The sequence below is a fragment of the Thermococcus sp. genome (assembly GCF_027052235.1).
In the GTDB taxonomy this organism is placed as follows: Archaea; Methanobacteriota_B; Thermococci; order Thermococcales; family Thermococcaceae; genus Thermococcus.
The window spans coordinates 51,968-78,017 of record NZ_JALUFF010000068.1; the positions used below are offsets into that span (position 1 = coordinate 51,968).

Consider the following 26,050-nt stretch of genomic DNA (forward strand, 5'->3'; position numbering starts at 1 on the left):
TTGGCCATGAACAGCACGTGGATATGGTTAATCGCTGGAATCACACTGTTCTGGACTCTCCTCTATGTGTTCTTCGGAAAGGAGGAGAAAGAGGAAGGGCTGAGCGTTGACCTGTTCATAGCCATGTGGCGCACTAAGAGACTCCTAGGCTTCATAGACAGACTTTCAAGGATAAACAGGAAGTTCTGGAAGGTCTACGCGGACATAGGGGTAGCGGTAGGTTTCGTCGGCATGGCCTACGTCTTCTACGCCCTTGCAAAAACAGCCATGAAGACCCTCCAGACAGGGAAGGGAGGAGGCGTTCAGCTCGTAATCCCGGGCGTTACGATACCCCTGTGGTACGGTCTCGTCGGGCTTGCTGTGGTCATGATAGTCCACGAGCTCAGCCACGGAGTCGTTGCAAGGGCCGAGAGGCTCCCCCTCAAGTCCGTCGGTCTCGTCCTCCTCGCAGTCATACCGGGGGCCTTCGTCGAGCCCGACGAAGAGGCCCTCGGAAAGGCTCCCCTGAGGAGCAGGCTGAGGGTCTACGGAGCGGGTTCAATGGCCAACATCGTGACCGCAATACTCACAGCCCTCCTTATGGCCTACGCGGTCTCACCCCTTCTCGTCCCGGCCGGAATTGAGGTTTCGGACGTCGTAAAGGGCTCTCCTGCCTACGGTGTCCTCCACAGGGGCGACGTGATAATCTCGATAAACGGCCACGAGACGAAGACGATAGAACAGTTCCTCAAGGTTATGAACGGGACGAGGCCCGGGGAGATGGTTACCTTAACTGTTCTGAGGAACGGAAAGGAAGTTCGGCTGAGCCTCACACTAGGGGAACATCCTCAGAGAAAGGGGAAAGGCTACATAGGCATCTACCCGAGGCAACACGTGATCTCAAAGATAGGCTATGATGGCGTGGTTCTACCGATATTCTTCAGCCTCTACTGGATATACGTCCTGAACGTGGGAATTGGCCTGATGAACCTCTTCCCCCTCGTCCCCCTTGACGGTGGCAGGATGTTCGACGACGTCGTCAAGGAGTACCTCCCCCAGGGGATAGCGAGGCCAGTTAGGTATACCGCCATAGGGATTGGCCTAGTCCTGCTGGCGCTGAACATAATTCCAGCCCTCGCAAACCTCGGTGGATAATCTCCATATTTTAAAAGGGCTTTCTCGGATGGGTCACCCATGAAGTGCTCGAAGTGCGGAAGGCCAGCGGTTTATCACGCGCGCTACACCGGAAGGTACTACTGCCACAAGCACTTCAACGAGATGGTTGAAAAGAAGTTCAAGGAGACCGTGAAGAAGTACCGCCTCATCGAGAAGGGCGAGAGAATAGCCGTAGGCGTTAGCGGTGGAAAGGACAGCGTCGTTCTGCTCCACCTTTTAGCTAAGCTCCGCGAGAGGTTCCCCTTCGAGCTGGTTGCGATAACGATTGACGAGGGAATAGCCGGTTACAGGCCGGCTAGCGTTGAGATAGCGAAGAGGAACGCGAAAAAGCTCGGAATAGAGCACAGGATATATTCCTTCAAGGAGTACATCGGCTTCACTCTCGACGAGACGGTTGAAATAATGGGGAGCTTCGAGAAGGGCGAAAGGGTTGGTGCCTGCTCCTACTGCGGCGTCTGGAGGCGCTGGCTCCTCAACTACGCGGCCAAGGACGTTGAGGCGGATAAACTGGCGGTAGGCCACAACTTAGACGATGAAGTTCAAATGTTCCTCATGAACATCCTTCGAGGAGACATAGCTAGACTGGGCAGAACCGGTCCCTACTACGAGGAGATACACCCCGAGCTCGTCCCGAGGATAAAGCCCCTCCGCGAGATTCCCGAGAAGGAGATAGTACTCTACGCTGTCCTGAACGACATTGAAGTCGATTTAAGCGAGTGCCCCTATGCGGTAGAGGCCTTCAGGGCGGAGATAAGGGACTGGCTCAACGAGATGGAGGAGAAGCACCCTGGAACGAAGTACCAGATACTGAGGAGCTACGACAAGCTCTTCCCCCTCATCGCGAAGACCTACACAAAAAAGACGAGCGAGCTCAACCGCTGTAAGATATGCGGCCAGCCGACAACGGGAGAGATATGCAAGGCCTGCCAGTTCCGCCTCCAGGTCGAGAAGAAGGCGAAGGAGAAGGGAATAACCTTCAGGGTGGAGTAAAGAGTGGAGGTTTTCCGTTGAGAATCATTGAAACTCCAATTCCACTAAGAGAACTCAACGAAATCCGCGAGAAAAGCGGGGCAGATGTTGAGCTCGTTTTCCTCGAAAAGGTCGAGAGGAACGGCATACCCCTTAACGTTGTTCTAATAAGGGGCGCTATTCCCGAAATCGAGCGCTTTATGGAAAAACTTATGGTGGCAAGGGCGGGAGGTTAAAGGTCCACCCACTAATCTGCCTTCTCTATCTCCACCCTGCCCCGGATGAGGCGGAAGATATAGCCCTTTTCTGAGGGGATGAACTCCGGTAGCGGGGAGCCTCTAACAAAGAGTCTGTCCTCCCCGGGACTTTCGGCTGGCTCGAACTCGATAACGTACTGGCTGTACAGGGCCATCCATGATACGAGCTCCTCTGAGGCCCTGTTTTTGTTGAGGAGCAGTATGTTGATCGGCCTCTTCCTCTTCTCAGCTATTCTGGCTCGCTCCTTAAGGGCCATAAGACGCTGGAATACACGTATAAAGTTCTTCTCCCCGAGGAGAAAGGCCATTCCATCAACGGTTACGTCGATTCCCACGGGTCTTCTATCCCCTATTCTCTCCCGTAGAACCCTCTTGTAAAGCTTGTCGTACTTGGGAAGGAACGTACTCGCGTCCATCGTCGGGTCAGTGTATATGTAGTCCTCTGGGTATTTGAGTCCGTGGAAGGATGAGAAGATGTCAATCACCGTGATTTTTCTTTCATTACCCAGCCGGTCTATGTCGAAGTTTATTGCCCCCAGCTCCATCCTGAGTGGAGTTATGGGAAGCACGGAATCGAGTATAACTCCAAAGTCGCCCATATCGATTCTTCTTCTCATTATCTCGAACCCCAGGGCCCAGCCCCGGGAATATGTGTCGTAGATTATCAAGAGATTGCTGTCCTCAAGGAGGCCTCCACCGAGGGCCTCGTCCAAGAGGGGAATACCAGTGCTGAGAACCTTCATTGTCCCATCACCTTTCGGAGTATGGACGTCGTGGTATTTAACGCTAACTCCCCTCTAAACCGATACTCTGAAATTCAGAGAGAGTCCACGCTATAAATACTACGGTGCCTACTTTAAATTGAGGTGATGCCTATGGAGGAGGTTAGGGAACTCAAAGAGGCCCTTGAGAGGGTAGAGGGGAAGATAATTGCCGCGGCAAACGTCTACGGGGCGATGAACTTCGCCTTCTGGCTCGTTGCAATGAGCCTATTCTTCGTCATCATTGGCTTAGCAGGAGCTGGTCCCGGAGTCAGCGTCGCCTACTGGGGAACGGCAATAATCCTCGGAATCTACGTGAGCATAAAGCTCTGGGAGAGAATAGAAAGGCTTGCAGGCCCCCAGGGAGGAAGCAGAGTGGGGGCGCTGATGATAGGCCTGTCTTGGGCGGTTGGTTCAATCATAGGCTGGTGGGTAATTCCAAGTATGACAAACATCGGGGTGAACGCTGGGGCTCGCTTGGCGGTAGGTTTCCTCACGTTCATCGGCGTCTCCCTCCTCGGTCAGTGGCTGGTGATGGGCGGTGGAAAGGGGCACTATGAGATGATACCCTCCTTCCTCTTCCCGCTCCTTGTGATACCCGTGGCAGTTAACATGGAGAAAGGAGCGATGGTGTGGGCGGGCTTCGTCGTGGCCTTTTCATACGGACTCACCGTGCTCCTCTACCTATACTCGGCCTTCAAAGCCATAGAGCGGTGATAGCATGAACCTAAAGGAGCTCGCGAAGAACCACGTCCTCGGAAATCCAACGAGACTCGCGGTAATGCTCTACCTCCTCCCCAGAGGTAGGGTTCTGTTCAAGGAGCTCCTTGCTGTGCTTGACCTCACGCCGGGAAACCTCGACTCCCATCTCAAGGCCCTTGAGAGGGCCGGATACGTTAAGATTTACAAGGTCTTTGCCGACAGGCCGAGGACGGCCGTGAGCATAACCGAGGAAGGAGCGAAAAGAACGAGGGAGTATCTAAAGGCCCTGAAGGAGGCCATCAGTGAGCTTTAGACTCCTCCTCGGCCTTCCTCCTGAGCTCTTTAACCCTTTCAATCCTGTACTCCTCCACCAGTTTGAGGAACCTCTCGGCTTCCCTCTCCCGGTCTTCCTCTTCCCATCTGGCGAGGAGCTCCCCTATGGCCCTCTCAAGGGTCTCCCTCTCCACAACGGCAAACTCGTCAACGCGCTTTACATCAAGCTCATTGCTCGTGAAGAAGGGAACGTGGGCCTCCCTCAGAACCTCCCTGACGGGCCCAGGGAGGGGCTTCTCGGTTATTATCGCCCTTATCCCCCTCTCCACAAGCTCTTCAGCTATGGCCTTTCCTGCACCGGCGGGGTTGATCACGAAGAGCACGTCACCCCTCCTCAGGCCGACTTCACGCTCTATCCTCTCAAGCTCGCGCCAGCTGAGAACCCTGAGAACCTTTAGCGGAACAGCCGAACCCCGAACCTCGACTACGTTCATCCTCTTGACCTTTACAAGGTCCCTGCTGAGTCTTTCTATTACGGCCTTTGCCTCCCTCAACTGTTTCTCAAGGCTCTCTATGCGCTTTACTTTAGCCTCAAGCTCCCTCTCGCGGAGAACCTTTCTCCTTACCTCCTCATCATAGTCAGCTATTTTTCTCTCAAGCCTGCCTATCGTCTTCCTCTGCTCCTTGATGATTTCCCTCAGCTCGCGGTTCTCGTTCTCCAGCATCTCGATCTTCTTCTCCAGCTCCCTTATGCGCCTGATGTAGGGCGTTAAGTCCACACCCTCCCTCGATTCCTCTTCCTTTTTTTCAGTCTTCCTTTCCCTCAGGGAAACCCTCTGCATTGCCTCGCCGAGGTTGTAACCCTGTATGACGAGGGCCTTAACCTCCTCGGCCTTCTTGGAAAGGCCTGCCTCCCTCAGGCGCGCATCTATGTGCTCCAGCTTGGGCTTCAGGCGGAGGTAGGCTTTGTAAGCTGCAGCCAGAGCGTCTCTCTGGTGGTCGTCGTCTGCAGTTACGCCCAAATTCCTCAAAAGCTCGTTCTTCTCCTCGACGCGTAGGCTTTCCCTCGGAACAAAGAGTTGAGCCTTGAAGGAGCGCGCTATCTTCTCGACAAAGCCGGGAGCGGGAGAGACGTCGGTTGCAACTACAACCGGATGCCCGATCTCGCTTATAAACCTGAAAACCTCTCCAACGGGCATGTTCCTCTCGCTGTGGAGTGCTATTATCCTTCCGCTAAGGTCTATGGCAGCTATGCCAACGGTTATTCCCGGGTCGATTCCGACTATTATGCTCCTCCTCTCCCTGATTGCCTCTTCCCCCTTGAGCGGTGCAAATCCGAGCTCGGCCCTCTCCACCGGATAAATCCTGACTTCGACGTCCCCGCCGTGCATGGGCCTTATCAATCCAGCGAGCTCTTCTCTGGAAGCGTAAACGCGGAACTCACCTCTAGCTAGGCCGTAGTCCTTCTCCTCGGTCTCAAGGTCAAAGGGTATGTCAGCCCTTCTAAGTCTCTCCTCTATCTCCCTAACCTTGTCCCTTACTAAGTTGTGCACCCTCTTCCTGTAGCGGTCCTGGCTCCAGCCCCCCTTGCCGTGACTCCTCCCGCGGGTGACCTTGACAATGACCTCGTCCTCAAAAGCCAAAACCTCATAACCAACGCCCCTGCTCGCGAGCAAAGCCGAAAGCTTGGCCTCCTCGTAGGGGTCGAAGCGGTCGCTCGTCCTTATCCCGTGCTCCTTGGCTAAACTCTGCAGGCTCCTCTGCTCACCGGGCCTTCCAGTTACCTGAACGAGCTTCGTCCCCGGGGGCAATGAACGGAGGAACTTCCTCAAGTCATCGCCGAGCTCGGTAACGCTGTCAATCGCAACGATATCCGGCCTCTTGCTCTGGATGAAGCGGATTAACCTGTAGAGGGTGAACTCACCCTTTCTCTCCAGTTTTCCGTTGAGCCAGCTCACGACGGCAAACTTCTTCGGGTTCTCGCCTATTATGTCGACCCCAAGGATTAGAATAGGCCTCACCCTCATGGGTTTGTGGAGGGTAGGAAAAGGAATTTAAAAAGGTTTCAGGCCTTGATGGAGGTTCTAACCGCGACCTCTACGGCCTTCTCTATGGTCTCAAGGGCCATCGAGGGTTTCGGTTTGTCGAGGGCCTGCTCGTGGCTGTAGGGAACGTGTATGAAGCCGGCCCTAGTTTCCATTCCCGCTACCGCTATCGTGTGGAGAGCCGTGAACATGGCGGTGTTGCACACGTAGGTTCCGGCGGTGTTCGAGACACTAGCAGGTATCTTTTCCTCTCTCAAAGCCTTCACGATGGCCTTTATCGGGAGGGTTGAGAAGTAGGCAGCCGGAGCGCCTTCAAAGACCGGCTCGTCTTCTGGCTTAAACCCCTCGTTGTCGGGCATTTCCGAGTCCATGACGTTTATAGCCACCCTCTCAACGGTTATGTTTGGCCTCCCTCCGGCCTGGCCCGTCAGAACCACCACGTCAGGCCTTTCCTTCACGATGAGCCTCGGGAGGATTTCTTTAACGCCCCTGAACGTCACCGGGAGGCGGTGCTTCACTACCTCCGCTCCAGCCATCTCGTCGGGAAGTGCTTTAACGGCCTCCCATGAGGGGTTGATGCTCTCGCCACCGAAGGGCTCGAAACCCGCAACCAGAACCTTCATGGAACCACCCGCGGGTATAGGTTTTTAGGGTTTAAAAGTTAAAGTGGATGGGAGGAAAGATGAGGTACGACGTCCTAATCATCGGCGGTGGACCTGCAGGTAACTACCTCGCGGGCCTCCTCGCGGGGAAAGTTGATGTCGCCGTTGTGGAAAAGAAGGGCTCCTTTGGCGGAAAGGCCTGCACTGGGGTAATCGGTGCCCAGAACTACGAGAGGCTCGGACTTCCTGAGGAAGCGGTTCTCAACGAGCTTAGGGGAGCAGTCTTCTACTCCAGAATACAGAGCTTTGAGATAGCCCGGAGAGGCTCCCAGGCTTACCTGGTGGACAGGAAAACACTGGAGAAGTCCCTGGCGGAGAGGGCGGTTAAGAAGGGGGCAGACTACTTCATGGCAACTACTTTCAAGGGCTTCAAGAACGGGAAGGCAATACTCCAGCACCTCAAGGACAGGTTCGAGGTGGAGGCTGAAGTTTACATCGGGGCCGACGGAGTCTCAAGCACCGTTGCCAAGGCCATGGGGGCGAAGAGCAAAGCCGAATTCCTGAGTGGCTACGAGGTCGAGGTGGTCGGCCACTTCAAGAAGGACTTCGTTGAGGTCTGGGTGAACAAGGAGGTAACCCCGGACTTCTTCGCCTGGCTGGTGCCAGTAAGCGAGAGCCTCGCAAGGGTCGGAACCTTCGGCGACATGGACTCCCTGAACAGGTTCCTCAGAATCAGGATGCTGAGTCCGACATCGGTCCTTGAGTTCAAGGCCGGGAGCGTTGGACTGGGCTGGAGGAAGCCCTGGGTTAGGGGGAACGTTGCTCTTCTCGGCGATGCGGCCCTTCAGATAAAGCCGACCACCGCGGGGGGAATAGTCTTCGGGGCAATCTGCGCGAGGGAACTGGCTAAAGCAATCCTCTCAGGAAACCTCCAGTCCTACGAAAAGGCCTGCTCATGGGTCAAAAGGCAGATAAGCTTCGGGATGAGGTTCAGGAAGCTCTTCCTAAGCATGAGCCAAGAAGATATTGAAAGAATCTTCGAGGTACTCTCCAGCGAGGATGTGAGGGCCATAATAGAGGCTCAGGCGGACTTCGACGACCACCTGAGGACGGCAAAGGCAATACTTAAGAGGCCCAGGGTGCTCTCGAAGCTCATAAGGATAAGCCCCGCAATCGTGAGGGCCCTGCTGTGAGGTGATTAAATGGCAACGTGGAAGATGGGCCTCCAGGAGGAATACCTCAGGGCCATAGCCGAGGGAAAGAAGAAGGTAGAGGGGCGTTTATACGACGAGAAGAGGCAGGTGATAAAGCCGGGAGACGAGATAGTCTTCGAGAACAAGCTGGTCTGCGTTGTGAAGGACATCAGGGTTTACCCGTCTTTCAGGGAGATGCTCGAAAAAGAAGGCATAGAGAACGTTCTGCCGGGTGTGAAGAGCATCGAGGAGGGCGTTAAGATTTATAGAAAGTTCTATTCCGAGGAGAAGGAGAAGAAGTACGGCGTGGTGGCTATAGAAGTTGAACCAGTCGCGTGGATAGAGGAGTCGCTCACCTGATCAGCCTCACGGTGAGACCAAAATCCTTCAAAGCCTCAATTAGTGTAAAGCGTTATCAGAGGCAGGTCGTTGGCAAGGCAAACGGCACCGATGAAGAGGTCTCTCAATCCCATTGGGAGATTCCTTTCCCCAGCTTTTTGTGAAGGTACACCGCTCTCTCAGCAGATTTTTCTCAAAAGGAAGGTCTATGAGGGAGTTCAACCGTATCAGCCAATCTTTTCTATAGAGGCCAACCGGAAGTTCAAACCGCGTTATTGAAGTCACGCAGAAGGTTTTGTCAAATCCAGCACAGCGTTGAGCACGCCCTTGTTATCCACTGTTTCGATTATCGCGTTCGCATCAATACGCTGAATGCATGCATCATATTTAAGCAACGGAATAGTACGTGATGAGCATGGAAAGAATCGAGATCAACCCAAAAAGATGGGAGGAAAACCCGTCATTAAAGGCACGAGGGTTCCAGTTTACTTCATACTTGAACTCTTAGCCAATGGTGGAGTTTCGAAGATATCCTAGAAAACTATCCCCAGTTGACGAGGGAGGACTTAAAGACCCTTCTGAAAAGTTAAAAAGAGAAATCACAGATACCTCTCCTTCACCCAGCGGATGAAGTAGTCCGGGTTCAGCTCTTCTCCAATGGCCTTCTTGAGGAGCTCCTTGGGCGGATAAATGCTTCCCCAGCGGTGTATCCTCTCCCTCAGCCAGGCCTTTATAGGCTCGAACTCGGCTTTAGCGACCTTCTCCTCGAAGTCCGGAATGTCGCGCTTGATGTGGTAGTATATCTGACTCGCGAGGAGCGTTCCTATGCTGTAGGTCGGGAAGTAGCCTATTGTCCCATGTGCCCAGTGGATGTCCTGGAGAATGCCTTCGGTGTAACTCTTCGGCCTTATGCCCAAGAGCCTCTCCATCTCCTCGTTCCAGAGCTCGGGTAAGTCCTTGGCCTTCACTCCCTCGTTGAGCATCATCCTTTCGAGCTTGAAGCGGAGGAGGATGTGGAAGTTGTAGGTTACCACATCTGCTTCAGTCCTTATGAAGTCCGGGCGAACCATGTTGAAGTAGAGGTAGACATCCTCGGGTGTGTAGTTGCCCATAAAGGGCAGGTTCTCCTTCAGGACGGGGTAGATGAGTCCAGCGAACTCCCTCGACCTGCCGATGATGTTCTCCCAGAAGCGACTCTGGCTCTCGTGGATTCCGAGACTTACGCCACCGGCTATGGGGCTGAACATGAACCTCTCGTCCTGCTGGAGCTCGTAGAGGGCATGCCCGAACTCGTGGACGGTGCTCAGTATCGTCCTCCTGAAGTCGTAGCCTTCATAGCGGGTGGTTATCCTGACGTCTCTTATACCGAACTCAGTGGTGAACGGATGAGCGGAGACGTCAAGCCTCGCGCGGGTTCCGAGGGGGAAGCCGAACTTTTCGAGAATCCAGAGGTTTACGCGCTCCATCTGCTCCTTCTCATACTTCTCCTTCTCAAGCGGGTGGCTCTGCGGGACTTTTCCCTCCTCAAGTATCTTCTCAAGGAGTGGCTTGAGCTCCTTCTCAAGCTTCTCGAACATCCTTTCGACTTCCTTAGTCGTTAGTCCCTCCTCGAAGAGGTCGAGTAACGCATCGTAGGGCTCGTCTTCGTAACCGAGGTAGTCAGCGGCGCGCTTTGCCAGATCAATGATTTTGTCAAGCCAGGGCTCGAACTTGGAGTAATCGTCTGTTCTCTTCGCTTCTTCCCAGGCCTTTGTAGCTTGACTCGTTACCTCGCTCATCTCCCTGAGGAACTCGGGTGGGAAAGCCTTGCTTATCCTTATCGAGCGGTCGAGGACTCTAACCACACCGCGCTCGTACTCGTTGAGCTCCAGCCCCTTGGCCTTCTCGACGAGTTCAACAAACTCGGGCTTGAGCAGAAACTCCTGGCTTAAAACGGAAAGCTCGCCCTGGGCCACCGAGCGCTCAAGGATGCCCTCCCTGGGCATGTTGACCTCCATGTCCCAGCCGAGGACGCTCTGGGCGTGGTTTATCGCCCATATCCTCCTGTACCTTGAGAGGATTTCCCTTATGGTCTCGTTCTGGAAGACGGACTCCATACTATTCACCGGGGAAATCTCGACTGGAAACTTTTAAACCTTTTCGATATTCATCTAAACGTGCGGGTAAAAACCGATTACTCTCACCGGAAACGGCTTAAAGGATGGGTCATACACCCTGAAAACTATCCCGGTGGTACACATGAGGTTTGACCTAGTTGTCCTCGGTCACGTCTCGATAGACACGATAATCTTTCCGGATGGAAAGAGGATTGACATGCCCGGAGGAGCGGCCGCGGCGGTCGCTACATCCGCTTCACTGGCCGGGGCGAGGGTTGGTCTCGTGACGAAAATCGGGGAGGACTTCCCGAGGGAGTGGCTGGAAAAACTTGCTCAATACGTTGACATAACGGGGGTTCAGGTTCTCCCGGGGAAGACGATACACATATGGGTGATATACAAGGAGGATGAGAGCGTTGAATCACCGGTCGAGATGGGCGTTGCAGAGAAGATGGGCGAAACACCGATTCCCGAGGAGTACATGAAAGCAGAGCTCTTCCACATAGCACCAATTCCACCTGAGGAACAGCTGAAGGCCATGGAAAGGCTTGAGGGAAAAAGGATAAGCCTCGATTTTAACCCAACTTACTATGAGGATTACCGGAAGAAGCCAGAGCTGGTCAGGGAACTCGTCTCAAGGAGCGAGGTAATTTTCCCAAACGAGAGAGAGGCGAGGCTCATAACCGGACTGGAGGACGTCAGGAAATCCGCGGAGGAGCTCTACTCATGGGGGGCAGAGCTCGTCGTGATTACGCGGGGCGAAAGGGGCGTCCTGATTTACGATGGCGACTTCCACGAGTTCCCCGCGTTGCCGGTTAAGGGGGAAATAGACCCAACAGGAGCTGGAGACGCTTTTGCGGGCGGTTTTCTTGCCGGTTATTCGAGGGGGAAACCTCTTGAGGAGTGCGCGAGGCTCGGACTTGAGATGGCGAGGCGGACGCTCATGAAGACCGGAAGCTGGGCAATCAGCCTTTGAGGATTGTGTAGAGGAGGACGTAGAGGGAGACCATGAGAAGCCCCGCCACGAGGGTGTTGCTCAGACTGGGGAGGAACACCGAGGTAAAGAGGAGGACGTAGTAGAGGGGGACAGCAAGGAAAACAGAGGCGAACAGGATGACGTAATGGGACAGGGGGACATTTCTACTGGCCAGATGGGCGCTCTCGACGTATATAATCCCGAAGGACAGTGCCAGAAGGGGGTAAACGCCTGAGGGCCGGTAGTATGCCAGCAGTGAACCGAGGAAAGCGAGGAATAGGTAGCCGAGGGGCTCGTAGAGGAGCGCGAGACCCGCGAGAGCTCCGGAGATGTATAAGGCCCACTTCGGGAGCAGGGGGTAGATGAGCAGGAGCGCTAGGGCAAACAAGAGAATTGAGAGGAGTTTTCTCATCTCGACATCGCCTCCGCTATGGCGCTCTTCAGGGGCTTCTTCACGTTCCAGTCAACTATCAGGCCGTAACCGGAGAGGCTCTTGAGGGTGGCCTTTCTCCTGGCCTCGACCAGCCTCATGGCGAGCTCTTCTTCCTCGCCCTTCGGCTCGTAAACGCTGTTGGGGTTGGGGCTTATAACGACGACGCGGTAGTTGTGCTCGGCGAGAATCTTCAAAGCCCTCCTGCTCTCATCGGTTATGAGGGGAGAGAAGTAGAGGATTTGGGCCCTCGGGGGGAAGGCCCTCTTGACGAGGTGCTCGACCTGATAGGCTATGAGGTTGTTCTTGTCTGGCTTCGCCGTGCTGAGGAAGTCTATGCACTTGAAGAAGTGCCTCTTACCGTAGTCAACCCTGACCCAGAGTGGTATTTCTTCCGCAAGAAGAAGGCCGAAGCTCGTCCCGTCGTTGAGGGCGTTGAGCATCAGGGAAGCAGCGGCCCGTATCAGGTAGTCGAAGACCGGCCCGTTGGAGGCGCTCGCGTCGACTATGAAGACGACGTCAACTTTCCTCTCGCTCTCGAACTCGTTGGCCATTATCTTCCCCGTTCTCGCCGTGGCCTTCCAGTTGATTATCTTAAGCGGGTCTCCCGGGCGATATTCCCTGACCGCGTGGAACTCAAGGCCTTCACCAACGAGGGGAGAGGGAAGGGGGCCGACAGTTATCTTCGTGCCCCTCGTGGAGTAAGGGGTCTCTACGTCGTAGAGGACGGGAACACCGATGACCTCTGTAAAGGCATCGGCATAGGCCTCGATTGAGAAGAACCCGAAGGGGTCCTTATAGATGACCTCGACCCTTTCGAAGGTGTGTATTCCCCTCTTCATCCTGACGGTGTATTTGAGCACACCCTCCTCCCCGGGGTTGAGGGAAAAGACCTTCGAGGGACTCCCCGAGGTAACCTCAAGGTCTCCGGGAACCACGTCCCTGATGAGCAGGTGGTCGGCCCTGAAGTCGGGCTTAACGTGGAGTTCTACCTCGACCTCCTCCCCCTCAAGGAAGCGGTCGTGGGGAATCACCCTCCAGACCTTCACCTCCCCTGAGGGCTTAAAGAGGACGTAGGCCGAAGAAAGGAGCGTGATGTAGGGCAGTATGAGGTAAACTGCCCCCCAGTGGAGCGTGGCAACGGCAACGACGGGTATGGCCCAGAGGGCGAGGAAAAAGAGGGCCAGCTTGGCCGTTGGGGAGGGGCCTTTTTCCTCGACTTCCTCCTCAGGAAACCTCGCCGGTTGGAAGGGTATTCCGGAGAGACCCTGCATGGTCTTCCCTCACTCGAACTTGGGAACCGGGACTTTCTCAAGTATCTTCTCCATGACGCTCTCCTGGGAGACGCGGGTGTACCAGAGCTCCCTCTTCAGTATGAGCCTGTGGCTCAGAGCGGGAACAGCGACGGCCTTGACGTCGTCTGGGATTACGTAGTCCCTCCCGTTGATGGCCGCGTAGGCCCGGGAGAGCTTCAGCAGGGCCAGAGAACCCCTCGGTGAGGCACCCACGTCCAGACTCCTCCTGTCGTTCCTCGTGGCTATGACGATGTCAACGATGTAATCGAGCACCGGTTCGCTGACGTAGACGTCTTCAATGGCCCTTTGCATCTCGGTGACCTCTTCGGCCGAGACGACGGGGTTTATCTCGACGTCCTCCCTCTTCCTTTCAATCCTTCTCCGGAGGATTTCTTTCTCCTGCTCCCTCGTGGGGTAACCAACGCGGAGCCTCACAAGGAAGCGGTCGAGCTGTGCCTCTGGAAGTGGATAGGTTCCCTCCTGCTCTATCGGGTTCTGGGTGGCTATGACTACGAAGGGCTTTGGAAGGGTGTAGGTGTTGCCCTCAACCGTTACCTGCCTCTCCTGCATCGCCTCCAGAAGGGCAGACTGGGTCTTCGGGGGAGAGCGGTTTATCTCATCAGCTAGAAGTATGTTGGTGAACACGGGTCCTCTCCTGAACTCGAACTCAAGGGTCTTCTGGTTGAAGACGCTCACGCCCAGTATGTCGCTCGGGAGCAGGTCGGGGGTGAACTGAACACGCCTGAATTCTAGGCCGAGGGCCGAGGCGAAGCTCTTGGCCATTAGGGTCTTCGCCAGCCCGGGGAGGTCTTCGATGAGAACGTGCCCGTCTGCCAGTATCGTGGCGAGAAGCATCTTTAGAACGTTCTCCTTGCCCACAATGGCCTTCCCTACCTCCTTCAGTATGAGCTCCGACTTTTCGTGCACTTTCTCAATCCTCATTCAAATCAGCCTCCAGTATTTCAAGGGCCCTCTTGAGGCCCTCGTATGGGTTCTTCGATGAGTAGAAGGCCCTCAGAGCGGGAGGGGGGTTCACCCGGAGCTCGTGGAAGCTCTTTCCAGTAAGGGTGTGGTAAGCCTCAAGGAGCTCATCTTCCACGAGGTTCCGGGCACCGCCCTTTCTAGCCCTCTTAACTATCTTTAGGGCCCTCTCAAAGTCCGGCCTCTTCCCCGGGGGTTCTTCCTCAACCACCCGCCCCCCGCTCAGCCTCAGGTCCACACCCATGAGCAGGACACCGAGGAGGAAAGCCAGCGCGAGGACGGAGAGCCATCTGAGGTAGTACTCCCCTGGCAGGATTGACAGGAGAAGGAACACCGAGATGACGAGTATCCTCCCCTTCCTCTCAGCCAGCGCCTTCGACCAGCTCACGGGCCTTCCCCCTCAACCGGTTGTATATCTCAAGAGCCCTATAGGCATCGTCCCAGCCGAGAACCTCTGGAGCATAGCGGGCCTTTTCAAAGAGCCTCGTGAGCTCTTCAAATGCCTCGTGCATATACCTCACGTGCTCCGCGTGCTCCCAGTGCGTCCAGCTCTCGCGGTAGGGGACGCCGAGGCCCTCAAGCCAAAGGACGGCGTTCTTATATATCTCAACAACCGCCTCCTTGGGGTTGGAGAACCTTTCGAGGCCGAGCTCATCGAGCTTCCTGTCGAAGGCCATTGCCCTCTCAACCTTCCTCTTCCTTTCAAGTTCAGCCCTCGCGAGGCGGTAGTAGTGAAAGCCGAGGTAAGCGAAGAGCAGAAGGAGGGGAACCAGAAAGAGCAGGTAGAGGTGGAGGTAGAGGGACGAACTCATGAACTGGATGGAGGTCTTTGCCCCGGCTGTCCCGAGGGGCTTCATGTACGGGGTGCAGTTGAGGAGTGTCCCGTTGACCCGGGCGCACGTTCCAGTAAAGCCCTGACCCTCAGAGGAAGACCTGCCCATAAAGCGGAACATCAGTATCAGGATTATACTGAGGGCAATGAAGGAGAAGAGGGACGTGTTCTCCTCTTCAAATCTTCTTTTGGCGCCTTTGATGTCCCGAAAGTAGAGGAACAAGAAGAGGATCATGATAAGGCCCCCGAGGAAGCCGGCCATTACGACGGCATCGAGAACTCCCACAGGTTCAGGGGTGTGCTCATGGGGTCTGGAGAAGGCGTGGGAATTCAGCAGGAGGGCGAGGAGGACAAGTACTGTGAGCAGGAGGAGCAAAAACCTGCCTCTGGTGGACATACCTGTTCACGGCTTCAGGTGAGCAAAGACATATAAAAGCCTTACGGGAGGGTAAATAGGGTGGAGGGAATGAAGGTTCCGAGGCTCTACGTGGAGGGCAATAGGGAGGACTGCGTTGAAGGGAAGAGGGTTATACGGGACTGCGTCATCATAGACGGCAACGTTGAGGTCTGGCTCGGAAAGAGTGAGGAAGTGCCGGGGTTCGTGTCAGAGAAGGCCAAGTTCCTCGCCAGGGAAGTCTACGACAGGTTTTACCTCTACGTTGACCAGACCACAGGGAAGGTCGAGGCTGATGCAATCATAGTTCTACCCGACGGGAGGACGAGGATATATCTCCGTAGGGGCGACGGGCTTATGTTGCTCCCCGTTGAGGGCTTCACAAAGACCCTCATAGCCAACGTCGGCAACAGGGTCAGAACGGGAGATGCCTTCGCCGCGGTAACAACCCGGAAGGGAGAGGTTCACTATCTAAAGCCCCCCCGAAACGGAACGGTGGTCTTCATAGACGAGATAACGAACAGGCCCCACTACGTCTACTACATCCTGCCAGAGGAGTGATTACTCGCCCTTTATCCCCTTTACAATTGCCTCGATGCTCGACCTCAACGCCAGGTTTATGCCGTCAAGCCTGTCCATGCCCTTTATCGTGCGCGTGTTGTGGGCACTCGTTATAATCAGCGACCACTTGTAAATCCTGTCCCTAACCGGACTGCTCTGGAACATAGCTATGAACTTCTCACCGCCGGAACTGACCTCGACTATCTCCACATCTGTGTTCCCGAGTTTTGAGGAGTAAACTTCGCGAACCTCAAGGTCACTGTATTCACTTTTCAAGACGTCAGAAAGATACCCCATCTAGGTCACCAACATAACGTTGGGTACAATCCCTTATATACCTACCGCACGGGAAAGTAAGTCACCAAAAGGGTTATAAAAGGCGGAAGTAAGTCCAAGTGAAGCAATTTTGGAGTTGAAGGAAATGAAAGTTGAGCCTGGAGATATGGTTCTTTTCCACTACGTTGGAAGGTTTGAGAACGGCGAGGTTTTTGACACCAGCTACGAGGATCTCGCAAGGAAAAATGGCGTTTACGTGGAGGAGCGCGAGTACGGTCCGATGTGGGCCACCATCGGAGTTGGCGAAATAATACCCGGTCTTGACGAGGCCATGATAGGCATGGAAGCCGGAGAGAGGAAGACCGTAACAGTTCCCCCGAGAAGGCCTACGGCATGCCGAACCCGGAGCTCGTCATAAAGGTTCCTGTCGAAGAGTTCTCAAAGGCCGGTTTGGAGCCTCAGGAAGGCCTCTATGTGATGACCGACTCGGGAATAGCGAAGATAGTGGCCGTTGAGGGAAATACTGTCTCGCTGGACTTCAACCACCCGCTGGCAGGAAAGACTCTGATCTTTGAGGTCGAGGTGCTGGAAATAAAGAAATCAGAAGAGGCCGGCGCTGATGTTGACGCTCAGCATTGAGCGGTAGATTATAACGCCCATTGCCACGAGAAGGAAGGCGTACTTGAGACCCGATGTGTATTTTCCTTCCCTTATTACACCTATACCAATCCCAGATACTATGGCCTGCAGCACAACGAATCCAAAGATTACGTTCTGTATGGCCTGAATTGGAAGAGAAATACCCGTGCCGGCACCGCTCATGGACTCCATAACCTTCCCAACTATGCCGAGTATCATCGGCCCTACGAAACCGCTCGTTATTATGAAAAACATTGTCTGCATACCCGTTGAGGCCTTTCTCTCCTTCTGTATCCTCAGAATCTCCCTAACGTCGTTGGCTACAGAGACAAGAACTTCGCTCATCGGAGCACCTCTCTCAAGGGCTTCTATGACTATCATCATGGAGCGATATATTACTGGAGACCTGCGGTTCCTTATGGCAAAGGCTCTGAGGGCATCAACGGTTGGACGTCCCTTTCTTATCTCCGCCACGGTCTTTCTGAATTCATCTGTGAGGGCGCCGAACTTTGCTGTTGTCAGTTCTTCAAGAGCCTCGGAGAACGAGATGCCTGCCCTGAGGGAGCTGGCCAGATAGAAAAACGCATCCGGAAGGAACTTTTCCATTTCCTCGGTCTTTTTCATCACCCTCCAGTAGGGGTAGGCGTAGATCAGTCCGATCAACACCGAGATAAACGCGAGGATAGAGTTAATGGTAGTTGAAAACAACAGCACTGCCACTCCGACGATGAAAGACAGTATCAGTGAGAGCACTATGTACTCAGCTGCTAGGAAGTTTATTCCCGCTGAATAGATTAAAAGTTCATATCGCTTGAGCCATCTCTCGGGGAGGACTCTCTCGATGATTGAGACGAGTCCCGTTGCTATTCCTCCTCTCGGCAACCTTTTCACCTCGGTTCGGCCTTCTTAATCAGGTTTATTATTATCAGGGAAAGGCCCGGAAAGGCCACCAGCAGTATAATCGCCATGGTCTGGATGTCAAAGATGAGGGCTTGGGCCATTATTGATCCCGCAAGTATTCCAACTATGAACATAGTCGGCATTACTATCGTCATGAACATGTAGACAAAGGAGACACCGTTGACCTTCTGAACGTACTCGACGAGTCTCATTCTATACTCAAAGGCAAAGTCTTCGGCCATCTTGTAGAGGATATCGGAAAGGTTGCCACCGAATTTGACCGCGCGGAGTATCTGCTTGACTACTCTGCTGACCTTGTCGGAAGCCATCTTCTCCTCGAAGCGCTGCAGGGCCTCCTCCAGGGAGGCACCCGTTCTCATGTCCCTCAGCATCAAGTCGAACTCCTCGGAGAGGACACCGTAGTCTGCCCGTGCAACGGAGAGGATTGCCTCTTCTATACCCACCCCCGCGCTCAGAAGGGAAGCCATATGCCTGAGAGCGTAGGGAAGGGCCCTTTCAACCTCTGTGACACGACGCTTCCAGACCATTCGGGGGTACTGTCTCATGTAGCCAAAGCCTCCGAGGAAGCCGAGGAGGCCAATGAGGATGGAGGTCTCAAGGGGCATGTACATTAAGTAAGCGAAAATGAAGGCAAAGATGCCCGCAAAAAATGAAACGACTAGCATTTGTGCCACGTATTTCTCCTTGGATATGAACATGCTCGCCCTGAAGAGGTCGTAGTCTAAGCCTTTAAACGACTGAGTCAGCGAGGATATTGGCCCGCGGAAGTGCCTCAAAAGAGCTTCTGCAAGCCTTTCGGAGAGTGGCTTGCTAATCTCCTCCTTGCGCCACTGGAGAACTTCTTCTACTAGCTTTTCCCTCTCCTCTTCAAGACGGCCCTCTGGGGTTTCCATCTGGAGTTCCTTAAGTCGTCTCAGCCTTTCCTGAATTTGAGCCTTTGGGACCTTTTTAAGGGGTCGTCGGGCTCCCTCAGAGATTTTCCTTCCGAGGTCTTCCAAGAAATCTATGACCGCCAAAGCCCATCACCCCGCCATAAACTGGGCGATTCTCTCAGCCACTTCTACGCTGCTCTCGGCCTGCACCCTCTTCAGGAGGCTTTCCTGGTCGATGTAGAACATCCGGATATAGTGGCCAACCTTGTCGATGCTTCTTATTCCGTTCTCCACCATCCACTCAAGGACCAGCTTCCTCTTCTCAATCTCCTCCTCAATCTCCCTCATGCTGAGGCCCGTGTGCTTGGCCAGCGTGGCAAGGGTCTTGCTAGGAACTCCCGTGGGCACTAGTTCGTCCTTTACGGGGTCGTACTTGAAGAGCTGGTTAAGCTGAACGCTCTCCGCCTCAAGACTGGAGACCTCGGCTATTTCCGTAACGCGTCTGACGGTTCCCTTCTTTCTACTGTTGAAGCGAACCTGCATTATTATTATATCGAGGGCGGGTATCATTATTCTCGGGACGTTCATCGGCGGACTCTCAAGCCTTATTATTGTCTCGCGAGCACTGTTGGCGTGTATCGTGCCCATACAGTTTGAGACCAGTATGCCGTTGGCCACGTAGTTGTGGTCGTCTTCAACGGTCAGATCGTAGAGGTACTTAATTCCGAGCTCTTCGGGTGAAACCTCTTCAACGCTGACAACTTCATCCCAGTAAACGTCGCCTTCAGCTATGAGCTGGAGGCGCTTCGCCATTACCCAAGCGTCTTCATCGCCGATATCGGTGGCTATCCGCTGGAACGCCAGGGCAACTCCCTTCAGTGCTGAGCGCCTTATCTCGCCTACCCTGCTCTTCTCAACGTGCCTTATGAGGCTCTCCGAAACTTTTTCCCCAGCGTAGTGGGAGGCCAGCTTTGAGAGTTCCGCAACGCTGAGGCCGAGCCTGAGGCGGAGCGGCCTTATCATATCGCTTGAGATTGGAACGCGGTAGGTTCTCCTGCCGCGGTATGACCTCTTCTCGGCGAGGATTTCGTCGAGCTTCGCCCTCTTCCTTGAATGGCGAAGCGGAATAAGCGAGCGGAACTTCCTGAGGTCTTCGACGCCGCTTATAGTGACGCGGAATACGTAACCCTCCTTGAAGCCCCTGTTCTTAACCCTCGTGACGGTGCTTATTATGCCGATCCTCTGGAGGGCGTACCATACCTTTCTCGCCGCGTTCTCGCTTTTGGTTGTCAGGACTATTGAAGGCCCGTTTGGATCAACGTAGCCGTCGGCATCGAAGAGCCCAGCCAGGAAGTGGCGCATAAGCTCATCGTTAGAGAGTACCAAGTGGGGAACGTCCCAGTTGCCCTTTTCTCCCTTGGGTATCCCAAAGGCCCTTGAAAGGAACTCCGCGAAAATCTTGGAGCCGTAGGTTACCACCGTACTCGTCCCGTTGTCCTTGATTGAAGGCCTGCTCTCGGGAAGGAACTCGGAGAGTGAATCGAGGAAAGCTTTCATATACTTACCATCATCAAAAGTCGCCGAGAGGTAGTAGCCGTTCGAGGAGATATAGCCATCGCCAAGTAATACGCCAACCACGTAGGCTAACCTTTCATCAACTTCCCTGACGAGCCTGACAGGATTGGAGTTAACCGAGAGCAGGAACTGTGCCTTTTCAGGTGGTAACCCATCGTTCGGAACCTTTACCATGCCCTTTCCGTTTGGAACGAGGTAATAGTCACTTATTCCGGCGTAGACCTCAGGAGTTATTATTGCCCTCCTCTGCGGGGGCTTGGGTGGATTAAGCATCACTGCTACCCTATCACCCGGCTTGAGCTTTTCCGCCTCCTTTCTAACGACATCGCCCTCTGAGAAGACGAAGAATGGGTGGGTCTTGGTAAGTATTACCTCGTTTCCAGTTCTCGTCCTTATCCTAAGAAGCGTCTCCCCTTCCCTAACCTTTCTACGCCATACTCTTGAGACTATGTGCTTTCCTGCCTTGAGGTCAGGCCCGACGCTCACCACTTCAAAGCGGTCTTCCTCATCCAGTTCCACGTACTCCAAGTCTTTGTACGTCTTTACTCTGCCCGAGTACTTTTCGAAGAGCTTCTCAATTAAATTGCCAATGAGCTCGAAGCGTCCATCGGAGAGCTGAATAACCGAGAAGTCATAAAGGGCCCCATTATGCCCCGTGTTCATGGCCGTGAACATCGTTCTCGCCTCAGGCCCACGAACCTCACCGACTATAATCCTGTCTGGACGCATACGCAACGTGTTCCTCACCAGGTCGTCCATCGTTACCTCTCCCTTTCCTTCGAGGTTCGGGGGTCTTGTTTCGAGCCTTATCCAGTGCTCAACTGGTAGTTGGAGCTCCGCTGTGTCCTCAATGCTTATGACGCGCTCGCTGGGCGGGATGAACATGGCGAGGGAGTTTAGAGTTGTGGTCTTACCGGAACCGGTCCCACCGGAAACCAGTATGTTGGCGGGCTTGACTCCCAAACCGTCAACGAGAACCCAGAGGAAAGCGGCTATGTCTGAACTCATTGTTTGATACTTGATTAGGTCTATGATCGTGAGGGGATCCTTCTTGAACTTACGTATTGTTATTGTAGGCCCATCGAGGCTTATCGGGGGGATCGTTGCGTTGACACGACTTCCGTCGGGAAGGCGTGCATCAAGGAGGGGGCTCTGTTGGTCAATCCGCCTTCCGACCTCCCTGGCTATCCTTTCTATGATGTTCAGTATCTCCCTTTCATCTGGGAATGTTATGTTGGTCTTGCACATGTTGTGCTTCCTGTGCCAGACGTAGACTGGTTTTCCCGTTCCTATGACCATTATCTCCTCAAGATTGTCGTCCCTTACAAGGGGGTCAAGTTTACCGTAGCCTATCATCTGCTGGACTATGAGCTCGGCCAGCACCTCAATTCTGCCCTCTGAGAAGTGCGGTGCTTCATCTTTTATCATCTTTTTAACTGCATCCAGAAACACCCGCCTGCGCTTTTCGGGGTCGGGGATTGCGGCGGGGTCTATCTGGATTTCGGTTATTGCCCTCTCCTTAATCCTTTTGAAGAGCATTTCCTCGTCCTTGCTCAGCTTGGGGAGTATGAGCTCGTATATTGGAACTGGTTCTCCCTTCACCTTGAGGATTCGCACATTGCCGTAGGCGTCGAGAACCTGGGCCCTACCCGCGTATGACACTTCTTCTGTTCTCTCTGGACCGAGTATTGTGCTGAGAAGGGGAGGCCCTGCTGGTTTGGAGGGTCTTTTTGGCTCGGACTCGACGAGTATCTTGCTCAAGAAATCCACGCCTGCCTCTCCACCGATTGGCAAACCGCCAGAGGGCTTTTCTTCTTTTTTGGGCTTCTCTTTTTTTCCTCCGGTAAGTATATCCTCCAGAAAGCCTGTCCCGCTCTCCTTTTTATTCTCTTCCTTTTCTCCCTCTCCCCCGAGTATTGAGGCCAGAAAATCGGCCCCGGAGGAGGGACCCTCTTTTTCCTCCTCCTTTTTCTCTCCGCTCAGTATATCTTCTAAGCTACCCACGGAACTCTCCAGGAAGGGGAGAGGTGTCTCCTCTTTCTTTCCCTTATGAAGGACTTCCTCGAGAGGAGTTTCACCTTCCAGTATCTCATCTATCCAAGAAAACTCTTGCTTGGATTTCTTTTTTCTCTCCACACTCACCATCTCACCTTCCGGAGTTCGTCCAGCTCACACGATACGTTATTTCAACATCTTTCTTCATGAGGACGATCCATACCGGGAAGTCAAACCTTGCCCTTCTACGGGATTTTGGCTTGTACCTTGGAACACTTACGCCAGAGAGCAGGCTGGTGGTTAGATGGAAGAGGTTTGATGTGGCGTTTACCTCTGGCACGTTTCTTCTCCTAGGGGGTTCAGCTCCTTGGAACTTCCAGATAAAGTCTTTTACATATTCACTGTATGTCATGGTGTAGTTGGGGTAGTAGTCGTACGTTCTGGCATCGCTGAAGAGTATCGGTGGGGCCATGGCAAAGAACACACCAAAGGTTGAGTTATCCTCGTTTGGGACGTTGGTTACCTTGAATCTTATCAGACCTTCAACCTTCAGTACCTTTATATATCTATCTAGGAAGGGAAGCATGGATTTGAGACTCATTATCTTTGGATAGTTGAGAAGCTGGGGATAAACGACGCCACAGGTCAGCTTTTCAATCTCGTCAGGAGGAATGTTGATGTAGAGGTGACTTAACGTGCCGTTTGTGAATGTTACCGAGTCTATGTGGCCAGTCTCCCCGCAGGGACTTTGGTAGTCCAGCATATCAACGGTATACGATGCATTTGAGTTAATTCTAAAGTTTATTTTAACGGTCTCATACGGCATTATCCAGAAACCTACCATATAATTCAGGCTGTGATTTAGGGTGTAAAGCGAGATTCTGCCTTCAATCGTGTTGCCTACCCGGTAGGTGTAGCCGAACTCCTTATCGGAACGGAGTATCTTGAAGTCATACCTGGGGTTCAAGACAACGAACTTGGGGTACGGAGCGATGTTAATGAGGGTAACGTTTATATCGAGGGTTGTCTCCCCGGCGAGTCCAATATTGTTGTAGTTTAGGTAACCGTATGCTCCGGGGAGGGAGTAGCTCTGGGCTGAAACATAACTCAGAGGAACTAAAAACAAAATCAGAAGAAAGGGAAAGATTCTCCTCATGCCCATCACCTCAGGTAGATACCTTGGCCACGTACAGGCTCTCTTGGTTGGAGAGTATGTCGGGAACGAAGATTGAGGGCACCTTTACTATGACGAGAAACTCGGTATCTGGGCTCAGTACGAGCATATCGGAGGATTCCTCTAAGTTGAGCACTTTCCAGCCGTACCTGTTGAGCTGAGTCTTGACCTCGTCGCTGGCCTGTATCTTTCCGGCTGCTATGGCCTTCAATATTTCGGCGAGGTCAACGCTGTAGGTATAGCTGGCGGAGGAACTCTGGCCAGCGCTCTGTGAATTTGAGTAAGTGTCTGAATAGCTAGTTCCGTTGGTGTAGCTGGTTTCCCCAGGGTTGTAATTGGCCGAATGGCTCTCGGTATAGGTGTTTGAGGAGGTCGTTGAGGACGAGCTTGCCTGGCTCTGTGATTCACTTGCCGATATCTGGCCCGCGTCGATGGGAAGGAGAACCATCTCCACGTATCCCTGGTTTACGATTTCCTTGTAAGCGTTCTTTGTTCCATTTGTTGCAAAGAACACAACCTTATCACCCGGCTGGAGAAAGCCTCCTGTTATTCTGTCCCTGGGTAGAACAAGGGCAATCTCAACGTACTTGACCGGATAGATCCTGTATTCAAGGAGCTCACGATAGTCCATAATACTCCCGAGTATCGACTTGGCCTCGCTCTTGGAGATGAGTTTCTTGACTCCGTCTTTCTCAAGGATGACATCTGGGGAGGTCACGCTGTCTATCTTGTAGTAATAGTAGTCCCTCCACAGGGAGAGCAGGTAGGGATCTGGGTTCACGGAGTTCACCTGTTCAATCGTCTTGGCGCTCTCAACCTGCTGTTCAAGGTTCTTTAGGCTTGAAATCACCTTCGCTTTTATACTGTCGGGAAGGGGCATGGCTAGAAGTGGCTGGAAGGCCAGCTTTATCTCCTGAATCTTTCTCCGCTTGGTCTGGTTGAGCTCCCTCTGGTACTCGCGTTCCTTTTCTTTGGCAACACACTGTTCGTAGGCCTGGACGGCTTTGTCAAAATAGGCTTTCACATTTATGGAGCTGAGCTCGCTTAGGCTCTTCGCCGCGAGAATCCTTGAGATAACCTGGCTCTTGTAGTAGGTAACGTTGGCGGTACAGTTCGCGTTTGTGAACTTGTAACTGCTAAAGTAACTGTTGACCTCCTTGAGCTTCTCCGCCCTAGCATTCTTCAGCTCACTGACAGTCCGGTTCTGAAGGTAGGCGTAAACACCAATTGAGACGATAAGAATTATGATTATTAGAATCGACGCACCGATGAGTATTCTTTTTCTACGCTCCTTTTCCCTTATTGTGCTGAGGGAGCGGGGCCTGCGGGGAGGCCTTTTTGGAGAAGGAGTTGGGGGCTTGGCTGGGGGAGCTGCGGCTTCAGCGCTTACCTTACCCAGCTCTCTTAAACGGCGAATTTTTGCTTCTATATCCTCGGCCACGTTGAGCACCACCGTTATCGTTATAATAAAGGTCTTTAGACTCGAATAACTTTTGAAGGTCAAGCTTTATTTAAATTTCGGTGGGAGGATGGAGAGGCTTGAGATTAAAGTGGTGGAGATAAGGGGGAGATGCCCCGTTTTCAAGCCCGGTGACAGGATAGTCATTGAAGGGCCGAGGGTGAAGCTTGACGAAACCGACGCGATATGCACCCATGCATTTGCTTCGTTGCTACCTTACATCGTTGCCCTCCGAAAGGGTATTAAACCGAGCGAGTTAGGCCTCGGCAGAGGCGACAAAGCCTACATCCAGTGCCTCGACCCGGGTCCGCCCTACACAGACGGGGGGACAGTGATATTCGAAATAACGGTGGTTAGGGATGAAGCAGAGGAAAGCGTGGCGAGTGGTGAGGGAGGTAATAGACGAGGCTGACCTTGTCGTCGAGGTAGTTGACGCCAGGGACCCAATAGGAACTCGCAACAGAAAGCTCGAAAAGCTCGTGAGAGAGAGCGGAAAACCCCTCCTCATAGTCATGAACAAGGCCGATTTGGTTCCAAAGGAGTGGGCGGAAGAATACAAGAGGAGGAGCGAGATTCCCGTTGTCTTCATAAGCGCGAGGGAACGGAAGGGAACGGGAATCCTGCGGAGAGAAATTAAAAAGCTCGCGAAGCCTCTGCTGGAGGAAAAGGAGAGGGTAAAAGTTGCCCTCATAGGCTACCCTAACGTTGGAAAGAGCACGATAATCAACACCCTCAAGGGAAAGAGGGCCGTTGGAACCGCTCCAATACCCGGCTACACAAAGGGAAAACAGTTAATCAGGCTGAGCAAGAGGATATGGCTTCTCGACAGCCCCGGCGTCGTCCCAATTGACGATTTCGACGAGCTGGTGATAAAGGGAGGCTTTCCAGCGGACAAGATAGATGAACCTGTAAAGCCAGCCCTAAAGCTCATCTCCCGCATCCTCGAAACGCGGAAGGAAGCAATAACCGAGAAGTTCGGGATAGAGGAGTTCGAGAGCGAGGAGGAAATCCTCAGAAAGATAGGCGAGAAACGTGGAATGATAAAAACCGGTGGCGAGATCGACCTTGAGGAAACGGCTAGATGGCTCCTCCGCGAATGGCAGACCGGTCGCTTCACGCTCTTCGGGAAGGAGGAAGAGAAACCCCAGGAGTTCAAATGGGATTTCAAGGAAGTCCTCGATGGGGTCGAGAGGGAACTGCTCCTAGACCCGAGGAGAATCCTGTGGAAGTACGGAGACGAGCTGAAGGAGAAACTTGACGGCCAGAAGAGGGCTGGAG

At 53.5% G+C, this 26,050-nt stretch carries 26 protein-coding genes and 2 pseudogenes; 13 read left to right on the forward strand and 15 right to left on the reverse strand.

Annotation, left to right across the window (positions count from 1 at the left end):
* The first annotated feature begins 6 nt into the window (after positions 1 to 6).
* The 3 genes from MVC73_RS09340 to MVC73_RS09350 are packed head-to-tail and all read left to right on the forward strand — an operon-like array spanning position 7 to position 2,360.
* Positions 7 to 1,134 (forward strand): site-2 protease family protein, encoded by a 1,128-nt coding sequence (locus tag MVC73_RS09340; protein WP_297510257.1) that lies wholly within the window; start codon positions 7 to 9, stop codon positions 1,132 to 1,134.
* A 39-nt stretch (positions 1,135 to 1,173) separates the two neighbouring features.
* Positions 1,174 to 2,145, forward strand: a complete 972-nt coding sequence (locus MVC73_RS09345) for a TIGR00269 family protein (protein ID WP_297510172.1) — start codon at positions 1,174 to 1,176, stop codon at positions 2,143 to 2,145.
* A gap of 17 nt (positions 2,146 to 2,162) precedes the next feature.
* On the forward strand, positions 2,163 to 2,360 hold the full coding sequence (locus MVC73_RS09350; RefSeq protein ID WP_297510175.1) for a TIGR04140 family protein: 198 nt from the start codon (positions 2,163 to 2,165) through the stop codon (positions 2,358 to 2,360).
* An 11-nt stretch (positions 2,361 to 2,371) separates the two neighbouring features.
* On the opposite strand, the gene MVC73_RS09355 is transcribed toward MVC73_RS09350, so the two are convergent.
* Positions 2,372 to 3,124 (reverse strand): hypothetical protein, encoded by a 753-nt coding sequence (locus MVC73_RS09355; protein WP_297510178.1) that lies wholly within the window; start codon positions 3,122 to 3,124, stop codon positions 2,372 to 2,374.
* A 126-nt stretch (positions 3,125 to 3,250) separates the two neighbouring features.
* Here MVC73_RS09355 and MVC73_RS09360 point away from each other — a divergent pair, with 126 nt between their 5' ends.
* Together MVC73_RS09360 and MVC73_RS09365 are read left to right on the forward strand one after the other, a co-directional pair.
* Complete coding sequence (locus MVC73_RS09360) at positions 3,251 to 3,859, forward strand: hypothetical protein (protein ID WP_297510181.1); 609 nt, start codon at positions 3,251 to 3,253, stop codon at positions 3,857 to 3,859.
* 4 nt (positions 3,860 to 3,863) lie between these two features.
* Positions 3,864 to 4,157 carry a transcriptional regulator gene (locus tag MVC73_RS09365; protein ID WP_297510184.1) on the forward strand — a complete coding sequence of 98 codons (294 nt, stop codon included), beginning with the start codon at positions 3,864 to 3,866 and terminating at the stop codon, positions 4,155 to 4,157.
* Here the strand turns inward: MVC73_RS09365 and MVC73_RS09370 are convergent.
* Together MVC73_RS09370 and pcp are read right to left on the reverse strand one after the other, a co-directional pair.
* Entirely contained in the window at positions 4,144 to 6,144 is a 2,001-nt protein-coding gene (locus MVC73_RS09370) for a DUF460 domain-containing protein (protein WP_297510189.1), read from the reverse strand. The genes MVC73_RS09365 and MVC73_RS09370 overlap by 14 nt on opposite strands.
* A 38-nt stretch (positions 6,145 to 6,182) precedes the next feature.
* Positions 6,183 to 6,785, reverse strand: coding sequence for a pyroglutamyl-peptidase I (gene pcp, locus MVC73_RS09375; RefSeq protein WP_297510192.1), 603 nt, complete (start codon positions 6,783 to 6,785; stop codon positions 6,183 to 6,185).
* Positions 6,786 to 6,844: 59 nt separating this feature from the next.
* Between pcp and MVC73_RS09380 the strand changes: the two genes are divergently transcribed.
* The 3 genes and pseudogenes from MVC73_RS09380 to MVC73_RS09390 all read left to right on the forward strand — a co-directional run bounded on the left by MVC73_RS09380 (position 6,845) and on the right by MVC73_RS09390 (position 8,886).
* Positions 6,845 to 7,957 carry an NAD(P)/FAD-dependent oxidoreductase gene (locus MVC73_RS09380; RefSeq protein ID WP_297510194.1) on the forward strand — a complete coding sequence of 371 codons (1,113 nt, stop codon included), beginning with the start codon at positions 6,845 to 6,847 and terminating at the stop codon, positions 7,955 to 7,957.
* Positions 7,958 to 7,966: 9 nt separating this feature from the next.
* Positions 7,967 to 8,317, forward strand: a complete 351-nt coding sequence (locus MVC73_RS09385; protein ID WP_297510197.1) for an ASCH domain-containing protein — start codon at positions 7,967 to 7,969, stop codon at positions 8,315 to 8,317.
* A gap of 423 nt (positions 8,318 to 8,740) precedes the next feature.
* Positions 8,741 to 8,886 (forward strand): annotated as a pseudogene (locus tag MVC73_RS09390) (DUF433 domain-containing protein).
* Between the two features lie 9 nt (positions 8,887 to 8,895).
* Here the strand turns inward: MVC73_RS09390 and MVC73_RS09395 are convergent.
* Positions 8,896 to 10,392, reverse strand: coding sequence for a carboxypeptidase M32 (locus MVC73_RS09395; RefSeq protein WP_297510259.1), 1,497 nt, complete (start codon positions 10,390 to 10,392; stop codon positions 8,896 to 8,898).
* A gap of 142 nt (positions 10,393 to 10,534) precedes the next feature.
* On the opposite strand from MVC73_RS09395, the gene MVC73_RS09400 reads away from it, so the two are divergent.
* Positions 10,535 to 11,368: a carbohydrate kinase family protein gene (locus MVC73_RS09400; protein WP_297510200.1), complete on the forward strand. Its 834-nt coding sequence runs from the start codon at positions 10,535 to 10,537 to the stop codon at positions 11,366 to 11,368.
* Here MVC73_RS09400 and MVC73_RS09405 read toward each other — a convergent pair.
* Genes MVC73_RS09405 through MVC73_RS09425 form a run of 5 tightly spaced genes read right to left on the reverse strand, consistent with a single transcriptional unit; the run spans position 11,358 to position 15,303 of the window.
* Entirely contained in the window at positions 11,358 to 11,780 is a 423-nt protein-coding gene (locus MVC73_RS09405; protein ID WP_297510203.1) for a hypothetical protein, read from the reverse strand. The two genes, MVC73_RS09400 and MVC73_RS09405, sit on opposite strands and share 11 nt — an antisense overlap.
* Positions 11,777 to 13,072, reverse strand: coding sequence for a DUF58 domain-containing protein (locus MVC73_RS09410; protein WP_297510204.1), 1,296 nt, complete (start codon positions 13,070 to 13,072; stop codon positions 11,777 to 11,779). The genes MVC73_RS09405 and MVC73_RS09410 overlap by 4 nt, the downstream gene beginning before the upstream one ends.
* Before the next feature lie 9 nt (positions 13,073 to 13,081).
* Complete coding sequence (locus MVC73_RS09415; RefSeq protein WP_297510207.1) at positions 13,082 to 14,035, reverse strand: MoxR family ATPase; 954 nt, start codon at positions 14,033 to 14,035, stop codon at positions 13,082 to 13,084.
* Positions 14,025 to 14,462 carry a hypothetical protein gene (locus tag MVC73_RS09420; RefSeq protein WP_297510210.1) on the reverse strand — a complete coding sequence of 146 codons (438 nt, stop codon included), beginning with the start codon at positions 14,460 to 14,462 and terminating at the stop codon, positions 14,025 to 14,027. The genes MVC73_RS09415 and MVC73_RS09420 overlap by 11 nt, the downstream gene beginning before the upstream one ends.
* A complete protein-coding gene (locus MVC73_RS09425; protein WP_297510212.1) occupies positions 14,437 to 15,303 on the reverse strand; it encodes a DUF4129 domain-containing protein in 867 nt (288 codons plus the stop codon). Before MVC73_RS09425 ends, MVC73_RS09420 begins: the two co-directional genes overlap by 26 nt.
* Positions 15,304 to 15,372: 69 nt before the next feature.
* Between MVC73_RS09425 and MVC73_RS09430 the strand changes: the two genes are divergently transcribed.
* Positions 15,373 to 15,861: a DUF2118 domain-containing protein gene (locus tag MVC73_RS09430; RefSeq protein ID WP_297510262.1), complete on the forward strand. Its 489-nt coding sequence runs from the start codon at positions 15,373 to 15,375 to the stop codon at positions 15,859 to 15,861.
* Here the strand turns inward: MVC73_RS09430 and MVC73_RS09435 are convergent, their stop codons facing one another.
* Positions 15,862 to 16,158 carry a hypothetical protein gene (locus MVC73_RS09435; RefSeq protein ID WP_297510215.1) on the reverse strand — a complete coding sequence of 99 codons (297 nt, stop codon included), beginning with the start codon at positions 16,156 to 16,158 and terminating at the stop codon, positions 15,862 to 15,864. It lies immediately after the preceding gene.
* Positions 16,159 to 16,282: 124 nt separating this feature from the next.
* Between MVC73_RS09435 and MVC73_RS09440 the strand changes: the two are divergent.
* Positions 16,283 to 16,776, forward strand: a pseudogene (locus tag MVC73_RS09440) (peptidylprolyl isomerase).
* Here MVC73_RS09440 and MVC73_RS09445 read toward each other — a convergent pair.
* The 5 genes from MVC73_RS09445 to MVC73_RS09465 are packed head-to-tail and all read right to left on the reverse strand — an operon-like array spanning position 16,738 to position 24,763.
* Positions 16,738 to 17,658 carry a type II secretion system F family protein gene (locus tag MVC73_RS09445; RefSeq protein ID WP_297510219.1) on the reverse strand — a complete coding sequence of 307 codons (921 nt, stop codon included), beginning with the start codon at positions 17,656 to 17,658 and terminating at the stop codon, positions 16,738 to 16,740. The pseudogene MVC73_RS09440 and the gene MVC73_RS09445 overlap by 39 nt on opposite strands.
* 5 nt (positions 17,659 to 17,663) lie before the next feature.
* A complete protein-coding gene (locus MVC73_RS09450; protein ID WP_297510222.1) occupies positions 17,664 to 18,713 on the reverse strand; it encodes a type II secretion system F family protein in 1,050 nt (349 codons plus the stop codon).
* A gap of 6 nt (positions 18,714 to 18,719) precedes the next feature.
* A complete protein-coding gene (locus tag MVC73_RS09455) occupies positions 18,720 to 22,289 on the reverse strand; it encodes an ATPase, T2SS/T4P/T4SS family (RefSeq protein WP_297510225.1) in 3,570 nt (1,189 codons plus the stop codon).
* A gap of 1 nt (position 22,290) precedes the next feature.
* Positions 22,291 to 23,301: a hypothetical protein gene (locus MVC73_RS09460; RefSeq protein WP_297510227.1), complete on the reverse strand. Its 1,011-nt coding sequence runs from the start codon at positions 23,299 to 23,301 to the stop codon at positions 22,291 to 22,293.
* Between the two features lie 4 nt (positions 23,302 to 23,305).
* Entirely contained in the window at positions 23,306 to 24,763 is a 1,458-nt protein-coding gene (locus tag MVC73_RS09465) for a DUF515 domain-containing protein (protein WP_297510230.1), read from the reverse strand.
* A gap of 79 nt (positions 24,764 to 24,842) precedes the next feature.
* On the opposite strand from MVC73_RS09465, the gene MVC73_RS09470 reads away from it, so the two are divergent.
* Complete coding sequence (locus MVC73_RS09470) at positions 24,843 to 25,184, forward strand: TIGR04076 family protein (protein WP_297510233.1); 342 nt, start codon at positions 24,843 to 24,845, stop codon at positions 25,182 to 25,184.
* Positions 25,132 to 26,050 (forward strand): GTPase (locus MVC73_RS09475; RefSeq protein WP_297510237.1); only part of this gene is annotated, 919 nt, incomplete at its 3' end. The genes MVC73_RS09470 and MVC73_RS09475, both read left to right, overlap by 53 nt.

Excerpts from the sequence above, each read along its gene's own strand:
- pcp (WP_297510192.1), bottom strand. The coding sequence starts at position 6,785 with ATGAAGGTTCTGGTTGCGGGTTTCGAGCCCTTCGGTGGCGAGAGCATC.
- MVC73_RS09435 (WP_297510215.1), bottom strand. The coding sequence starts at position 16,158 with ATGGGGTATCTTTCTGACGTCTTGAAAAGTGAATACAGTGACCTTGAG.
- MVC73_RS09380 (WP_297510194.1), top strand. The coding sequence starts at position 6,845 with ATGAGGTACGACGTCCTAATCATCGGCGGTGGACCTGCAGGTAACTAC.
- MVC73_RS09430 (WP_297510262.1), top strand. The coding sequence starts at position 15,373 with ATGAAGGTTCCGAGGCTCTACGTGGAGGGCAATAGGGAGGACTGCGTT.
- MVC73_RS09455 (WP_297510225.1), bottom strand. The coding sequence starts at position 22,289 with ATGGTGAGTGTGGAGAGAAAAAAGAAATCCAAGCAAGAGTTTTCTTGG.
- MVC73_RS09365 (WP_297510184.1), top strand. The coding sequence starts at position 3,864 with ATGAACCTAAAGGAGCTCGCGAAGAACCACGTCCTCGGAAATCCAACG.
- MVC73_RS09460 (WP_297510227.1), bottom strand. The coding sequence starts at position 23,301 with ATGGGCATGAGGAGAATCTTTCCCTTTCTTCTGATTTTGTTTTTAGTT.
- MVC73_RS09425 (WP_297510212.1), bottom strand. The coding sequence starts at position 15,303 with ATGTCCACCAGAGGCAGGTTTTTGCTCCTCCTGCTCACAGTACTTGTC.
- MVC73_RS09400 (WP_297510200.1), top strand. The coding sequence starts at position 10,535 with ATGAGGTTTGACCTAGTTGTCCTCGGTCACGTCTCGATAGACACGATA.
- MVC73_RS09405 (WP_297510203.1), bottom strand. The coding sequence starts at position 11,780 with ATGAGAAAACTCCTCTCAATTCTCTTGTTTGCCCTAGCGCTCCTGCTC.
- MVC73_RS09415 (WP_297510207.1), bottom strand. The coding sequence starts at position 14,035 with ATGAGGATTGAGAAAGTGCACGAAAAGTCGGAGCTCATACTGAAGGAG.
- MVC73_RS09345 (WP_297510172.1), top strand. The coding sequence starts at position 1,174 with ATGAAGTGCTCGAAGTGCGGAAGGCCAGCGGTTTATCACGCGCGCTAC.
- MVC73_RS09385 (WP_297510197.1), top strand. The coding sequence starts at position 7,967 with ATGGCAACGTGGAAGATGGGCCTCCAGGAGGAATACCTCAGGGCCATA.
- MVC73_RS09340 (WP_297510257.1), top strand. The coding sequence starts at position 7 with ATGAACAGCACGTGGATATGGTTAATCGCTGGAATCACACTGTTCTGG.
- MVC73_RS09370 (WP_297510189.1), bottom strand. The coding sequence starts at position 6,144 with ATGAGGGTGAGGCCTATTCTAATCCTTGGGGTCGACATAATAGGCGAG.
- MVC73_RS09410 (WP_297510204.1), bottom strand. The coding sequence starts at position 13,072 with ATGCAGGGTCTCTCCGGAATACCCTTCCAACCGGCGAGGTTTCCTGAG.
- MVC73_RS09395 (WP_297510259.1), bottom strand. The coding sequence starts at position 10,392 with ATGGAGTCCGTCTTCCAGAACGAGACCATAAGGGAAATCCTCTCAAGG.
- MVC73_RS09360 (WP_297510181.1), top strand. The coding sequence starts at position 3,251 with ATGCCTATGGAGGAGGTTAGGGAACTCAAAGAGGCCCTTGAGAGGGTA.
- MVC73_RS09470 (WP_297510233.1), top strand. The coding sequence starts at position 24,843 with ATGGAGAGGCTTGAGATTAAAGTGGTGGAGATAAGGGGGAGATGCCCC.
- MVC73_RS09355 (WP_297510178.1), bottom strand. The coding sequence starts at position 3,124 with ATGAAGGTTCTCAGCACTGGTATTCCCCTCTTGGACGAGGCCCTCGGT.